Origin of the sequence: Shewanella sp. BC20 (assembly GCF_003129585.1) — a bacterium.
Taxonomy (GTDB): domain Bacteria; phylum Pseudomonadota; class Gammaproteobacteria; order Enterobacterales; family Shewanellaceae; genus Shewanella; species Shewanella seohaensis.
In genome coordinates this window covers 30,995-46,545 of record NZ_NHRI01000002.1, presented here as the reverse complement: position 1 = coordinate 46,545, position 15,551 = coordinate 30,995, and the positions used below count along the sequence as shown (strand labels likewise).

Here is a 15,551-nt window from a genome sequence, read left to right as displayed (position 1 = left end):
TAGCGCGATAGGCTAAACTAGCATGACTTCAACACTAACTAAGGATAAAGAATGAAGATCAGTGCACGTAATACCCTGAGTGGCAAAATTACCGCTATCGAAATTGGCTCAGTAAACAACGAAGTCACTATCGAACTGGCACCAGGCGTAGTATTAACCTCAGTCGTCACAAAAGCTTCCTGTGAGCGTTTAAACTTAAAAGTGGGTGATTCAGCTTATGCACTCATTAAAGCAAGCAGTGTGATGATTGGTGTGGATGATTAAGCTGTTGAGCATACCCTCACACCGCCGAGCAGATATGTAACCAGACAAACAAAAAGGCCAAGTGAACACTTGGCCTTTTCTATTAGATTCGCTAAACCTTTCTATTACTTCGTAAAATAAGGGATAAGCAAGTTATCCCTTATCGCAATTAACCTTCTACAGGGTAATGAACTTTCGCATTCGCTTTCAGTGACTCAATCAGACCGCGGTAATCCGCTTCGCTGTATTGTGCATTTAAGCGTTGTTTCAGCGCATTGACTAACTCATCGCTAACTGACTCTGCCGCGTTCACTTTATCCAGTGCAATCACAGCGTAGCCATTAGCTAAACCAACAGTGTCAACCACAGGTGCAGCACTCGGAGTTGGCATTTGGAAGGCTTTGCCCACAATGGCCGCGTCAACGTCTTGTGCGCCACGGCCCAGTTTAGTCTTAGCCGTGAGAGTCACATCCGTCGCACCCGCTTTAACTTGGGTCATCAGCTCTTGCGCTTTAGCACGTGCCGCTTCGTTCGCTTGATCTTGCTTCAAACGCTCAGCGATATCGGCCTTCACTTCGGCTAATGGCATAGTACCCGCATCGTGATGTTCCTTCATACGGATAACCACAACATGGTTTGGCTCAAGTTCAATGACTTCACTGTTTAGGCCTTGGCGTAAAACCGTGTCAGAGAATGCGGCTTTAACTACGTCAGGCTTGTTCAATGCCGCTGGCACATCATCACGTGAGAACATTGGCGTAGTCTTAATCTCAACGCCCACCACTTTAGCAGTTTCGGCTAAGGTATCAGGCACTTCGTAACTGGTATCAGCCAGTTTGCTCTGCAAGCTATAGAATTGATCGACCGCTTTTTTCTCTTGCAGCTGAGCCACAATCTTCGTTTTGACATCCGCAAATGGCACAGTTGTACCTGGCTGAACGTCTAACAGTTTGATGATGTGGAAACCAAAGTCCGTTTTCACGACCGCTGAATGCTGACCTTTTTGCAGTGCAAACAGTGCAGTATCAAAGCTTGGGTCCATGACACCGGGTTCAAACCAGTCTAATTTACCGCCCTGCTCTGCACTTAAGGTATCTTCTGAATTGGCTTTGGCTAACTCAGCAAAATCAGCACCGTTATCTAACTGCTTAGCTAAATCTTCAGCCTTAGCTTTCGCCGCCGCTTCATCACTACCTGGGCCAATCAGAATATGCGCCGCTAAACGTTTCTCGTTAGACACGTATTGCGTCTTATGTTCATCGTAGTAAGCCTGAGCTTCTTCATCGGTCACTTTGCTGTCTTTAGCAAAATCAGCCGCGTTTAACTCAACGTACTCTAAGCTCACCTTCTCAGGGCTCATAAACTGGCCTTGGTTAGTGTCGTAGTAGTTTTTAACTTGTTCGTCTGTCACAGAGGCATTAGCAAGGAATGGCGCAGAATCCACTACTAAGTAGCGAATGTCGCGAGTTTGACCTTGCAGCTCAGCTAATTGCTTAGCTTCACCTGGTAATACGAATTCAGTGCCCACTAACGCCGCAGTTAACTGACGACGAGTCATATCGACACGCATCATGCTTCTGAAGGTTTGTGGCTGATAGCCTAACTGACGCAAAATCGCCTGATAACGGTCGTTATCGAATTTGCCATCAGTTTGGAAAGCGGGTTCTGATTTAATCGCCGTGATAATTTGCTCGTCAGACACACGTAGCCCCATAGCGGCGGCAGCTTGGTCAATCAATTTATCGGCCACTAAACGTTCGAGTACGCTCTGCTTGATGCTTTCTAGGTATCTTTCGTCGGCAGATAACGCAGCAAACATTTCACCCAGTTGTTGCTCCATACGAGCGCGTTCGCTCTGATAGGCCTGCTCTAACTCGGCTTTAGTGATTTTGTCACCGTTGACTTCTGCGGCAGGGACGTCCGATTTTGAGCCTAAATAGCTACTTACGCCTGCAAATGCAAAAGATAAAATCACAAGTACGAGAATGCCTTTAGCAATCACGCCTTGCGAACCGTCGCGGATCTTTTCTAACATCAGATTTCTCGCTCGTTGCGATTAACAAAATAAAAAGGCGCATCAATTTGAGATGCGCCTTTCTGTAATTTATGGGGATTATTCAGACGCTACCACTGGTAAGTACTAAAACCCCGAGTAATGGTAGAAATTGTGCTTCAAAATCCATTACTTTCAATTCGTAAAAAGCACTGTTTAAACAGTGCTTATCATTACGAACGCCTTACAAAGGCTACGATATCAAAAATTAATTGACAGCGTCTTTCAGAGCTTTACCAGCTTTGAATGCTGGAATTTTTGCTGCTGCGATTTTGATTTCTTGACCCGTTTGTGGGTTGCGACCAGTACGCTCAGCACGTTCACGCACTTCAAAAGTACCAAAACCAACAAGAGAAATTTTATCGCCTTCTTTCAGACCTTCGGTCACAGCAGCGATAAAAGAATCCAGTGCACGGCCAGCAGCGGCTTTAGAAATGTCAGCACCAGAAGCGATTTTCTCGATTAGTTCAGATTTGTTCATGTCATCCCCTTGAATGTAATTTTTTTGCGCCGCAACCAAATCCGTCTCTAGAGCGGTCTGCGGAGGCTTTTATAACAAGCTTGAATTCAAAGTTCAAGCTGAGTTCGAAAACCAAAGAAATAAAACTGGATACAGCTCAAAGCCAGTTGCGCCAAGGGCTTGGAGCAACCGACTCTCCACAGACCTAGGCTACCACAGGTCTGCGCTTTGTTAAGCCCCTTTTTTCATTTTTTTTAGCGTGATAGCGCATTTTCTTGCGTTATGCCAAGTTTTTAACCACTTCGAAGCCTTCAACCGGTCTTTCCAGCGCCAGTTTTAACACTTCGTCGACCCAACGCACGGGACGAATTTCCAAATCGGCAATCACATTGGCAGGAATTTCTTCCAGATCACGCTCGTTTTCTTTTGGAATAAGTACCAATTTAATGCCACCACGGTGTGCCGCGAGCAGTTTTTCTTTTAAACCGCCGATAGGTAACACTTCTCCGCGTAAGGTAATTTCACCCGTCATCGCCACATCGGCGCGCACAGGATTACCCGTTAAGCTAGACACTAATGCGGTACACATTGCCGCGCCCGCAGATGGACCATCTTTTGGTGTAGCCCCTTCTGGCACGTGAACATGGATATCACGCTTCTCATAAAAGTCGCCGTTGATACCTAATTGTTCCGCACGGGCACGCACGACCGTCATTGCCGCTTGAATCGACTCTTGCATCACATCGCCAAGTGAGCCTGTATAGGTCAACTTGCCTTTGCCGGGCACTGATGTCGCTTCAATGGTGAGCAGATCGCCACCCACTTCGGTCCACGCCAAACCGGTAACTTGACCAATTTGGTTGTTCGACTCCGCCTTACCATAGTCAAAACGTTGCACACCGAGGAAAGACTTGAGATTGTCCGCGGTCACTGTGACTGACTTGATGGATTTATCCAACAGGATCATCTTCACGACCTTGCGGCAGATCTTCGACAATTCACGCTCTAGTGCACGCACACCAGCTTCACGGGTGTAGTAGCGGATGATACCGACTATCGCACTGTCTTCAATATGAATTTCGTTCGCTTTAAGACCGTTACGCTCGATTTGCTTGGTCAGTAAATGCTGCTTAGCGATATTGAGCTTCTCATCTTCGGTATAACCCGACAGACGAATGACTTCCATACGGTCCAGAAGCGGGCCTGGAATATTCATCGAGTTCGAGGTCGCCACGAACATCACATCGGATAAGTCGTAGTCAACTTCGAGGTAATGGTCGTTAAAGGTCGCGTTTTGTTCAGGATCAAGCACCTCTAACAGTGCTGACGCTGGGTCGCCACGCATATCCGAGCTCATTTTGTCGATTTCATCGAGCAGGAATAAGGGGTTTTTCACGCCCACTTTCGCCATCTTTTGAATGACTTTACCCGGCATTGAGCCAATGTAAGTACGGCGATGACCACGGATTTCCGCTTCATCACGCACGCCGCCTAAGGCAACACGCACATACTTACGACCGGTTGCTTTCGCTATAGATTGACCTAACGAGGTTTTACCCACACCTGGTGGGCCGACTAAGCACAGGATAGGGCCTTTAAGTTGACGCACACGGCTCTGCACTGCCAAGTATTCCAGAATACGGTCTTTGACCTTTTCTAGACCGTAGTGATCGGTATCCAGCACTTCTTGGGCTTTGGCTAAATCGCGTTTGATTTTAGAGCGTTGGCTCCAAGGCACTGAGGTCATCCAATCAACATAGCTGCGAACCACGGTCGCTTCGGCAGACATAGGTGACATCATACGTAATTTATTGAGCTCGGCGACGGCTTTCTCTTTAGCATCGCTTGGCATGTTGGCTTCTTCAATCTTACGATTTAAGACTTCAAACTCGTCGTGGCCTTCGTCTAAGTCACCCAATTCTTTTTGGATGGCTTTCATCTGCTCGTTCAGATAATACTCACGCTGGCTCTTTTCCATCTGTTTTTTAACGCGGGTACGGATACGTTTCTCGACCTGTAGCAAGTCAATTTCCGACTCCATCATCGCCATTAAATATTCCAGACGCTCACCGACGTTAGTCATCTCCAGCACGGACTGTTTGTCCTCAAGCTTGAGTGGCATGTGGGCCGCCATGGTATCGGCAAGGCGCGCCGCTTCATCGATGCCCGAGAGCGAAGTTAAGACTTCAGGCGGGATCTTCTTGTTAAGCTTGATATAGCCTTCAAATTGGCCAATCGCGCTGCGAACCAAGACTTCCTCTTCTTTATCTTCTAAAGGCTCAGACTCTAGATACTCCGCCTTAGCAACAAAGAAATCCGTTTCTTGGGTATAACGGGTAATTCGGGCGCGGCGACCACCTTCGACCAGTACTTTTACCGTACCGTCAGGCAGTTTAAGCAGTTGCAGAATAGACGCCACAGTGCCGACTTCAAAGATATCGTCTTTGGTCGGCTCGTCTAACTCAGCGTCACGCTGAGCGACTAAAATAATTTGCTTATCCTGGGCCATTGCCGTTTCGAGACAACGAATCGATTTTTCTCGGCCAACGAACAACGGAATTACCATATGGGGATAGACCACCACATCTCTCAGTGGCAGCACGGGGAGTTCGATATGCGCTTCACGCTCTAAGGTCATAGTTCGATTCCGTTTAGATGAAAGGGATTAGTTATGGAGTATATTGGGGCGCTTTACTGGGTTTCAATGGTCAAAATAAAAAAAGGAGCCCGATGGACTCCTTGATTTTCAGATCATTAGCAATCAGTACAATTATTGCTCACCAGAGGCGGCTTGCGCTTCGTTGCGCTCGTAAATCAGGATAGGTGCAGACTCACCATTCACCACAGATTCATCGACAACCGCCTTCACTACGCCCTCAATTGAAGGAATATCGTACATAGTATCGAGTAAAATACCTTCAACAATTGAACGTAGACCACGGGCACCGGTTTTGCGTGACATGGCTTTATGTGCAATCGCTTTGAGCGCATCTTCACGGAACTCTAGCTCAACCCCTTCCATCTCAAACAGCGCGTTGTATTGTTTTGTCAACGCGTTTTTAGGCTCAGATAGGATTTGCACTAGGGCTTCTTCGTCCAGCTCGGTAAGCGTCGCGACAACGGGCAGACGGCCAATAAACTCAGGGATCAAGCCATATTTGACTAAATCTTCCGGCTCCACCTGAGATAAGGTTTGTGAAATCGTTGCCTTATCTTTTTCGCCCTTCACTTGCGCACCGAAACCAATACCGGAACCTACATGAGCACGCTGTTCAATCACTTTTTCAAGGCCAGCAAATGCACCACCACAGATAAACAGGATCTTAGAGGTATCCACCTGTAAGAACTCTTGCTGTGGATGCTTGCGACCACCTTGAGGCGGAACCGCGGCAACCGTACCTTCGATAAGTTTCAGCAGCGCTTGCTGCACGCCTTCACCCGATACGTCACGGGTAATCGATGGGTTATCCGATTTACGGCTGATCTTGTCGATTTCATCGATATAGACGATACCGCGCTGTGCCTTTTCAACATCGTAATCGCACTTTTGCAGCAGCTTTTGAATGATGTTTTCAACGTCTTCACCCACATAACCCGCTTCGGTTAAGGTGGTGGCGTCAGCCATAGTAAATGGGACATTCAATGAGCGCGCCAGCGTTTCAGCCAGCAGCGTCTTACCACTGCCCGTTGGACCAATCAGCAGAATGTTACTCTTGCCTAATTCCACGCCATCTTTAGGAGAAGAATTTCTCAGGCGCTTATAGTGATTGTATACAGCGACAGACAGCACTTTCTTGGCTCTGTCCTGACCAATCACATAATCGTCTAAATGCGCACGCAACTCATGTGGCGTTGGCAATTTATCATTATCACGCTTAGGGGAGATTTCTTTAATCTCTTCACGAATGATATCGTTGCATAATTCAACACATTCGTCGCATACGTATACTGATGGGCCTGCAATCAGTTTTCTGACTTCATGCTGGCTCTTACCGCAAAAAGAGCAGTACAGCAATTTACCGCTGTCACCATTATTTTTGTTGTCGCCCATTAATTACCTCATTTGCAGTCTGCTCTACTGCTTGTCTTAAACTTGCTAACCCTTTACTGGGCTTTGCTTAATAGAGCATAGCCCAGTCAAAAGTAAAAATCAGCCGCGTTTAGTCATCACTGCGTCAACTAAACCATATTCAACAGCTTGAGTCGCACTCATGAAGTTGTCGCGATCAGTATCACGTTCAATCACTTCGAGTGGCTGGCCAGTGTGCTCTGACAACATCAGGTTCAGTTTATGCTTGATGCCTAAGATCTCTTGGGCATGAATAGCGATATCAGAAGCCTGACCTTGGAATCCACCCAGTGGTTGGTGGATCATCACGCGTGAGTTAGGTAAGCAGAAACGCTTGCCCTTTTCGCCACCGGCTAATAAAAACGCGCCCATGCTGGCCGCTTGACCAATACACACAGTGCTGACGTTCGGCTTAATAAACTGCATGGTATCGTAAATCGCCATACCCGCAGTGACTGAGCCACCAGGTGAATTGATATATAAGAAGATATCTTTATCAGGGCTTTCTGACTCGAGGAATAGCAACTGCGCCACAATCAGATTCGCCATATGCTCTTCAACTTGACCCACTAAAAAGATAATCCGCTCTTTTAACAGACGAGAATAAATATCGAATGAGCGTTCACCCTTAGCCGTCTGTTCGATCACCATAGGCACTAAAGCACTTTGTATGTCTGACGCATTATGCATTATTCGTTTCCCTAAATAAAAATGGCTCGCATGAGGAGCCTCATACGAGCCATTATAAATGGCGAACTGCCAATCAAGTCAAGCTTAGCTTATGCGCGACCTGTAGCCTTGTTCATAAATTCTTCAAAAGCGACTTCTTTTTCGGTCACTTTGGCAGATTTCAGCAGTGCTTCAACAGCTTGCTCTTCAAGCGCAACGTTGCGCATGTTTTGCATCAGCTCTTTGTTGCTGTTGTAGTACGCAACAACTTCACTTGGATCTTCGTAAGCAGAAGCCATAGAAGCGATTAACGCTTGTACACGCTCATCTTCTGCTTTCAGCTCGTTAGTCTTGATAACTTCGCCTAATAACAGACCGATTTTCACGCGACGAGCCGCTTGCTCAGTGAATAATTCAGCTGGCAGTTCTGGCATGTTAGCCGTTTGACCGCCGAAACGTTGCATCGCTTGTTGACGCAGTACGTTAACTTCGCCATCGATCAGTGCTTTTGGCAGTTCGATGTCGTTGTTGGCTAATAAACCAGTGATCACTTGCTCTTTCACGTTTGCTTTTAACGCTTGCTCAAGTTCACGGTTCATGTTTTTACGGATTTCAGTTTTCAGCGCTTCTAAGCCACCTTCGCTGATACCGAATAATGCAGCAAACTCATCGTTTACTTCTGGTAAGTTAGCCGCTAACACTTCAGTTAAAGTGATAGCAAACTTAGCCGCTTTACCTTTTAAGTTTTCAGCGTGATATTCTTCAGGGAAAGTCACGTCGATAACGAATTCTTCACCAGCTTTGTGACCTAAGATACCCGCTTCGAAACCTGGGATCATACGGCCGCTGCCTAATTGCAGTTCGAAATCGTCAGCTTTACCGCCTTCGAATTCAACACCGTCAACTGAACCAACAAAGTTCATTTTCACTTTGTCGCCGTCAGCCGCTTCACGCTCAACAGCGGCGAAAGTCGCGTGTTGCTTACGTAAGGTTTCGATCATGCTGTCTACGTCAGCATCGGTTACAGACGCTTTTGGTTTTTCTACTTCGATTGCATCTAAACCTTTCAGCTCAACTTCTGGGTAGATTTCAAAAGTCGCTACGAATTCGAATTTTTCACCGTCAGTCGCACCCGGTACGAAAGTTGGTGCGCCAGCTGGATTTAATTTCTCAGCGATGATCGCTTCGATAAAGTTACGTTGCATCACTTCACCAGTGATGTCTTGACGAATTGCGGCGCCATAACGTTTGTTGATTACAGTAACAGGCACTTTGCCAGGACGGAAACCTGGGATACGAGCACGCTTAGCTTCACGTTGTAAACTGTCTTTAACCAGTTTTTCAATTTGCTCAGCAGGAACAGAAATGGTCAGGCGACGCTCTAGGCCTTGGGTTGCTTCAACAGAAACTTGCATTGTTTTACCTCGAAATTTGTCTAACGTCCTTTGTAATAGTCGAATCTTCAACTATTCAGGTATTCGTTTCTTGATCATTAAATTTGACTACAATGCCCACCACTACTGGCTTTCGGCACAGGTCGCTGTTAGTTGATATCTATCAAGACGCGACATTATAGCCACCGTTTTGTGCTGAGTCGAGCCTCTACGGCCGAATCTAGGGTATAAAAAAAGCGACCAGTGGTCGCTTTTTTTATTTTGTACTCAAAGTACTTAAAAATGGGGTGACTGATGGGGCTCGAACCCACGACAACCGGAATCACAATCCGGGACTCTACCAACTGAGCTACAATCACCACTGAAACTGGCACGCCCGGCAGGATTCGAACCTGCGACCATCCGCTTAGAAGGCGGATGCTCTATCCAACTGAGCTACGGGCGCATGGTTTACAGACTCTGCTGTATCCTAACCTACGTGGGATAACTGACTTAGGTTATCCGCTATTACCCGCTCAAATTAACCGAATAATCATGAGCCAATAATATTAAAGTGGTCGGTGATAGAGGATTCGAACCTCTGACCCTCTGGTCCCAAACCAGATGCGCTACCGGACTGCGCTAATCACCGAAGGTCTTACATATTCTGGTATTCATTCAGAGGTTCCCTCTGGTCCACTCCCATCAAAATCATGATGCGCTATTGGACTACATTAATTACCAAGAATCTTTGTTTTCAGAGCAAATGAGCACATCTGCTTGAGAACGGAGCGCATCTTAGCCCCTCACTTTGCACCCGTCAACGATTTTTTTAAGCATTCAAACTAGATGCTGAATTATCAGGCGAATACGCCTGTTTTTATCCATTTCGCCGCGGCTTTGACCATGACACACCCGCAACGCCCTGTTAAAATAGCCGCGATTGCCACTCTCTGTGTTAACGACAGTTTTCACCATCGCCCATATAAAGGATATCCTACACCCATGACAGCCCAAATAATCGACGGCAAGGCGATTGCTCAATCCATCCGTACACAACTTCGCGAAAAAGTAACCGCCCGTAAAGAGGCAGGACAACGCGTACCAGGTTTAGCCGTTATTCTCGTGGGAGCCGACCCTGCTTCTCAGGTTTATGTTGGTAGTAAACGTAAGGCCTGTGAAGAAGTGGGATTTATTTCTCGCTCCTACGATCTCGATACCAGTTATACCGAAGAAGCCTTATTAGCCCTTATCGACGAACTCAATGATGATCCGACGATCGACGGCATTTTAGTTCAGCTTCCACTGCCTGCGCATATCGAAGACTCTAAAGTGATCGAGCGTATTCGCCCCGATAAAGATGTCGACGGTTTCCACCCCTATAACGTTGGCCGTTTAGCCCAGCGCATTCCCGTATTACGTTCATGCACCCCCATGGGGATCATGACCTTAATCAAATCAACGGGTGTCGATACCTATGGATTAGATGCCGTTGTTGTTGGCGCATCGAACATTGTCGGTCGACCAATGACACTGGAGCTATTGCTTGCGGGTTGCACCACAACCACATGCCATCGTTTTACAAAAAATCTCGAACAAAAAATCCGTCAGGCAGATTTAGTCGTGGTAGCCGTGGGTAAACCTGGCTTTATCCTAGGCGAATGGATTAAACCTGGCGCGATTGTTATCGATGTGGGTATTAACCGCTTAGAAAACGGCACCTTAGTGGGCGATGTGCAATATGATGTTGCTGCGCAAAACGCCAGCTTTATCACCCCAGTACCCGGTGGTGTCGGCCCTATGACGATTGCTAGCTTACTTGAAAATACCTTGTATGCGGCAGAGCAATATCACGACTAATGTGCTTCGCCATCGCGTAGATAATGGCTTAAGTTATGGCGTAAGTTATGGCGCAAATCGCAGCATTTAAACCTGCGATTTAGCCATCTAAGCTCAGTAGCCGGTAACGCAATAACATGAGCTTAATCAAACGCGTGAGACCATAAAAAAACCTGCCATCGGCAGGTTTTTTTATTATCGATGCAAATCTAACTTAAGCGGTCGGATTATTTCTTACGCCAACCTATTTCTTACGCCAAGTAGTACCGCTTGGACCATCTTCTAAAACCACGCCAAGCTCATTTAACCGATTACGCGCAACATCAGCAGCAGGCCAATCTTTCTCGGCGCGGGCACGATTACGCTCAACGATAAGCGCTTCAATCTCTGCCACTTCATCATCGCTCCCCTCACCCTTAAAGAAGGCATCGGGCGCTTGGTGCAATAATCCCAATACATCGGCCAGTTGCTTCATGGCAACGGCCATAGCTGACGCCTGCGCCATATCGGTGGTTTTCAAACGGTTGATCTCGCGTACCATATCAAACAGCACTGAGTAGGCTTCTGGCGTATTAAAGTCATCGTCCATGGCCGCTTTAAACTTAGCGACAAACTCTTCGGCAGGTGCTGGCGCTACAGTCAGGTCAACATCTTTAATCGCAGTGTATAAACGCTCTAAGGCGGCACGAGCCTGCTTGAGGTTTTCTTCAGAGTAGTTGATTTGGCTACGATAATGACCCGATAGCAGGAAGTAACGCACGGTTTCAGCGTCGTAATGGCCTAATACATCACGGATGGTGAAGAAGTTACCTAAAGACTTTGACATCTTCTCGCGGTCAACCATCACCATGCCAGTGTGCATCCAGTAATTCACGTATGGCGTATCATGGGCGCAGCAAGACTGAGCAATTTCGTTCTCATGGTGCGGGAATTGTAAATCTGAACCGCCACCGTGAATATCAAAATGCAGACCTAAGTGCTTGCTGTTCATTGCCGAACATTCGATATGCCAGCCAGGACGACCCGGCCCCCATGGCGATTCCCATGTTGGCTCGCCCGGTTTAGACATTTTCCACAGCACGAAATCCATTGGATTTTGCTTGTTATCGTCAACCTCAACCCGTGCACCCGCCTGTAATTGCTCCAGGTTCTGACCTGATAGGCGGCCGTACTCAGGGAAAGAAGCCACACTGAACAGCACATCGCCATCGGCTGCCACATAGGCATGCCCGCGAGCCAGTAAACGCTCAACCATATCGATGATTTCGGCAATGTGCAGAGTGGCACGTGGCTCGAAATCGGGACGGATCATATTCAGCGCATCGAAATCTTTGTGCATTTCCCCAATCAAGCGATCGGTTAATGTATTGCAATCTTCTTGATTTTCGTTGGCGCGTTTGATGATTTTGTCATCAATGTCGGTGATGTTACGTTGAAAATTCACCTCATAACCCGCGTAACGTAGGTAGCGAACGATCATATCGAAGGAAACAAAAGTACGCCCATGGCCAATATGACACAGATCGTATACGGTCACCCCGCATACATACATCCCAACTTTCCCGGGAGTAATTGGCTTAAATTCCTGTTTTTGACGGGTAATACTGTTGTAAATCTTCAACATCGGCATTCTCTTCAATGATAGATTCGAGTGTAAAATCAAGGGGTCAGTCTACCACGCTGACAAGGGTTTTGAATACTGCACTTTGCGTGCAATCCGAGATAAGTTAGAATCGCGCCACTATTTACTGAGAGTATGAAAACATGATCACATTACACACTAATTTTGGCGACATTAAACTGCAACTGAACGCCGAAAAAGCACCACTGACCGTGGCAAACTTTATGAAATATGTTGACGAAGGTTTCTTCGACGGCACCATATTCCACCGTGTAATTGACGGCTTTATGATCCAAGGCGGTGGCTTTACCGCTGAAATGAGCCAAAAACGTTGCCATGAGCCAGTGAAAAACGAAGCCAACAACGGTTTATCAAACCGTACTGGTACTATCGCGATGGCGCGTACTTCAGATCCACACTCAGCGACGGCTCAGTTTTTCATCAACGTCAACGATAACACCTTCCTCGATTTCAAATCTGAAAGCATGCAAGGTTGGGGTTATTGCGTATTTGGTGAAGTGGTTGAAGGCATGGACATCGTTGAAAAAATCAAAGCTGTCAGCACTGGTAACCGTGGCATGCACCAAGATGTGCCATTAGAAGCGGTTGTGATTGAAAAAGTCAGTGCGACCTAATTCCCTAGGATGCGGACCTTATTTATTGGCGATCTGCACTTAAGTGCCGATCGCCTCGATATCACTCAGGCCTTTAATCGTTTCCTCGATACAGAACTTGGCGATGCCGATGCCCTCTACATTCTGGGGGATTTATTTGAGGTATGGGTCGGCGACGATTTAGCCGCACCCTTTGCCCTCGAATTAGCGCGCAAGCTCAAGCAAGTCTCTCAAAGATTGCCCATCTATTTTATTCACGGTAATCGTGACTTTATGTTAGGCAAACAATTTGCTGATGCTGCAGGCATGCAAATGTTGCCCGAAGTCACTTGTTTAGATCTCTATGGTGTGAATACGGTTATCTTACATGGCGATAGCTTGTGCACCTTAGATAAAGCCTACCAACGCTTTCGCAAATTACGCAGTTTTGCCTTCGCCCGTTGGCTTTATAGCTGTTTGCCGAAGAAAAAACGTCAAGCGATTGCCAATAAGATCCGCAGCAATAGTCAGAGCAGCAATCAACAAAAAAGCTATGTCATCATGGATGTGGAGCCGTGTGCGGTAGATGCGTTATTTACCCAGACCCACTGCAAACAGATGATCCACGGTCATACCCACAGACCCGCCATCCACAACTTCACTAATGGCTGCAAACGTATTGTGGTCGGTGATTGGTACGAGCAAGGCAGTGTGTTGGTGGTCAGCACCGACGGCGTAGATTTAAAAAGCCTGCCCTTCGACGCCTGCTAAGAAACGATAGCAACTTCACCATTAACACATCACGAACCGCTTAGGCCTCATATCTGAATATGGTTGAGGCCGCTATTTGTATTGCCACTAGGCAACTAAGGGTTGACCACTGTGGAAATGAAACTCGTCATCGGGCGCCATAATTAATTCGGCCTCCCTCTCGCCAAAATAAGCGACTCTATCAGTTATATCTTCCGTTGAAACGAGCTGCGCCAGCTTAAGATAATCCTCAAAATGACGTGCCTCAGAGCGCAGCAAAGACACATAAAACTTACTTAACTCTGTATCCAAGTAAGGCGCTAACTTGGCAAAGCGTTCACAGGAGCGCGCCTCAATGTAGGCTCCCACTATCAACTTATCTCGCAGAATATCCTTCTCATGGGTGGTCACGTGGCTCATCATGCCCTTTGCGTAACGCCCCGCACGAATATTGCGATACGGAATGTGCCGTGCATGCATCAGCTCCAGCACTTGCTCAAAATGATGGAATTCTTCTTTTATCAAACGAATTAGTGGCGGAATAAGATCCTGAGCAAAGGCAAAATGCTGATTCGGCTGTAGATTAGCAACCAGCTCGTTCTTTTTAACGTCGCGAGCCAAAAACTGCTCGATATCGCGGTCCTTGTGATAAACAAATTCCTCATAGGGTTTTGCCCACGCCAATAGCGATTGCCCACTGTCTTTATCCAAGGCGTATCGCCTCAATAAGAACATCGCAGTCTGCGCCGCTTTTAGCTCACAATTACAATGGTCGATTAAGAGTTCATCTAACGAGGCAGAGGCTCTTGCCATATCAATCCAAGTTTGCGGCGTCTCACAACGAAGAAACGCATGAACAGGTGCCAATAATTGCTGCATGGGATCACTCAAAATCATTAAAAAAATATCGTCATATTTTACGCATAATTATCGACAAGCTATAGCTTTACACCGCAGTAAACTTGACGAGATGAACTTTTTGTTCAATAAATAATCTACACCTTAAGAACTGAGATCCTGATCACACCGCGTCTCAATTCGGAGTGTATGCAGTCGGGCGTTAAGGGATAGGAGAGCGTTTAACCCTGATTGTAGAGCTGTTGTCAGCTCGTCTGACGTTTGGCGAGCCATCATCAATGCTAAACAAGGATAATTATAATGATACTGAATCACTTAATGGGGTTATACACTCATCCAAAACAAGAGTGGCACGCGATTGAGAAGAATCACGAGGCACTCAAAAGTAGTTTAAGTCACGTTATTCTCATCGCACTCATTCCGGCTGTCTGTAGCTTTATCGCCACCGCATATATTGGTTGGAATCCGGGTGCGGGTGATCCGATTTATCTCACACCACAAAGCGCCATGTTTATGTCCGTTGGTATGTACTTCGGTCTGATTGCAGGTGTGTTTGCCCTCGCCTATTTAGCCTATTGGATGGCAAAAACCTTCGATGCCCAACCCACCTTCACGCAAGCCTTAGAGCTCGCATCCTACACCGCAACGCCTCTGTTTATGGTTGGTCTGGCGGCGCTCTACCCTGTGCTCTGGTTCATTATGATTGTCGGACTCGTTGGCTTAGCCTACTCGGTCTATTTGCTATACGCAGGTGTGCCCATCATTATGAATATCCCTGAAGAGAAAGGCTTTATTTACGCCAGCTCTATGGTCACAGCCGGTTTAGTGCTCTTGGTCGGTTTAATGGCCACCAGCGTTATTCTCTGGAGTATTGGCTTTGGCCCTATGTACCAATAAGGTATTAATCCGCACTCAGGCGCAAACGACTTGAAATACAGATAGTGACAAAGTGATCGTGGCAAATAGACGTGTTAAAAACGAAAAGTTGTAAAACAGAAAAGGCCCTTAGCTTGAAAACACTAA

Annotated in this window: 14 protein-coding genes and 3 tRNA genes; 6 read left to right on the top strand and 11 right to left on the bottom strand. The window is 46.8% G+C overall.

All coding sequences use genetic code 11. The features are described from left to right. Positions 1-51: 51 nt before the first annotated feature. Positions 52-264, top strand: a complete 213-nt coding sequence (locus CBX96_RS02660; protein WP_011071920.1) for a molybdopterin-binding protein — start codon at positions 52-54, stop codon at positions 262-264. 148 nt (positions 265-412) lie between these two features. On the opposite strand, the gene ppiD is transcribed toward CBX96_RS02660, so the two are convergent. The 8 genes from ppiD to CBX96_RS02620 form a co-directional block, all read right to left on the bottom strand. Next, complete coding sequence (ppiD, locus tag CBX96_RS02655; RefSeq protein WP_109285618.1) at positions 413-2,278, bottom strand: peptidylprolyl isomerase; 1,866 nt, start codon at positions 2,276-2,278, stop codon at positions 413-415. A 226-nt stretch (positions 2,279-2,504) separates the two neighbouring features. Then, on the bottom strand, positions 2,505-2,777 hold the full coding sequence (gene hupB, locus CBX96_RS02650; protein ID WP_011717547.1) for a nucleoid-associated protein HU-beta: 273 nt from the start codon (positions 2,775-2,777) through the stop codon (positions 2,505-2,507). 259 nt (positions 2,778-3,036) lie between these two features. Then, positions 3,037-5,394, bottom strand: coding sequence for an endopeptidase La (lon, locus tag CBX96_RS02645; protein WP_023267523.1), 2,358 nt, complete (start codon positions 5,392-5,394; stop codon positions 3,037-3,039). A gap of 132 nt (positions 5,395-5,526) precedes the next feature. Then, entirely contained in the window at positions 5,527-6,807 is a 1,281-nt protein-coding gene (gene clpX / locus CBX96_RS02640; protein ID WP_011717549.1) for an ATP-dependent protease ATP-binding subunit ClpX, read from the bottom strand. Between the two features lie 99 nt (positions 6,808-6,906). Further along, the gene (clpP, locus tag CBX96_RS02635; protein WP_011717550.1) at positions 6,907-7,515 is read right to left on the bottom strand and encodes an ATP-dependent Clp endopeptidase proteolytic subunit ClpP; all 609 of its coding nucleotides are present in this window, start codon (positions 7,513-7,515) and stop codon (positions 6,907-6,909) included. Positions 7,516-7,604: 89 nt separating this feature from the next. Beyond that, positions 7,605-8,909 (bottom strand): trigger factor, encoded by a 1,305-nt coding sequence (gene tig / locus CBX96_RS02630; protein WP_109285617.1) that lies wholly within the window; start codon positions 8,907-8,909, stop codon positions 7,605-7,607. Between the two features lie 262 nt (positions 8,910-9,171). Further along, positions 9,172-9,247, bottom strand: a tRNA-His gene (locus CBX96_RS02625). Positions 9,248-9,256: 9 nt separating this feature from the next. After that, positions 9,257-9,333 (bottom strand) — tRNA-Arg (locus CBX96_RS02620). Here CBX96_RS02620 and CBX96_RS21630 point away from each other — a divergent pair. Further along, complete coding sequence (locus CBX96_RS21630; protein ID WP_258293959.1) at positions 9,306-9,434, top strand: hypothetical protein; 129 nt, start codon at positions 9,306-9,308, stop codon at positions 9,432-9,434. The genes CBX96_RS02620 and CBX96_RS21630 overlap by 28 nt on opposite strands. 8 nt (positions 9,435-9,442) lie before the next feature. Here the strand turns inward: CBX96_RS21630 and CBX96_RS02615 are convergent. After that, positions 9,443-9,519: transfer RNA gene (locus CBX96_RS02615), tRNA-Pro, on the bottom strand. 353 nt (positions 9,520-9,872) lie between these two features. On the opposite strand from CBX96_RS02615, the gene folD reads away from it, so the two are divergent. Then, entirely contained in the window at positions 9,873-10,727 is an 855-nt protein-coding gene (gene folD / locus CBX96_RS02610; RefSeq protein ID WP_109285616.1) for a bifunctional methylenetetrahydrofolate dehydrogenase/methenyltetrahydrofolate cyclohydrolase FolD, read from the top strand. A gap of 223 nt (positions 10,728-10,950) precedes the next feature. Here folD and cysS read toward each other — a convergent pair whose 3' ends face one another. Then, positions 10,951-12,330: a cysteine--tRNA ligase gene (gene cysS, locus CBX96_RS02605; RefSeq protein WP_109285615.1), complete on the bottom strand. Its 1,380-nt coding sequence runs from the start codon at positions 12,328-12,330 to the stop codon at positions 10,951-10,953. Between the two features lie 140 nt (positions 12,331-12,470). Between cysS and CBX96_RS02600 the strand changes: the two genes are divergently transcribed. Further along, complete coding sequence (locus tag CBX96_RS02600; RefSeq protein ID WP_109285614.1) at positions 12,471-12,962, top strand: peptidylprolyl isomerase; 492 nt, start codon at positions 12,471-12,473, stop codon at positions 12,960-12,962. Between the two features lie 9 nt (positions 12,963-12,971). Then, positions 12,972-13,691: a UDP-2,3-diacylglucosamine diphosphatase gene (locus tag CBX96_RS02595; RefSeq protein ID WP_109285613.1), complete on the top strand. Its 720-nt coding sequence runs from the start codon at positions 12,972-12,974 to the stop codon at positions 13,689-13,691. Between the two features lie 87 nt (positions 13,692-13,778). On the opposite strand, the gene CBX96_RS02590 is transcribed toward CBX96_RS02595, so the two are convergent. Next, a complete protein-coding gene (locus CBX96_RS02590; RefSeq protein ID WP_109285612.1) occupies positions 13,779-14,549 on the bottom strand; it encodes a tRNA isopentenyl-2-thiomethyl-A-37 hydroxylase MiaE in 771 nt (256 codons plus the stop codon). A gap of 279 nt (positions 14,550-14,828) precedes the next feature. Between CBX96_RS02590 and CBX96_RS02585 the strand changes: the two genes are divergently transcribed. Next, positions 14,829-15,425, top strand: a complete 597-nt coding sequence (locus tag CBX96_RS02585; RefSeq protein WP_011623254.1) for a Yip1 family protein — start codon at positions 14,829-14,831, stop codon at positions 15,423-15,425. Positions 15,426-15,551: the final 126 nt, after the last annotated feature.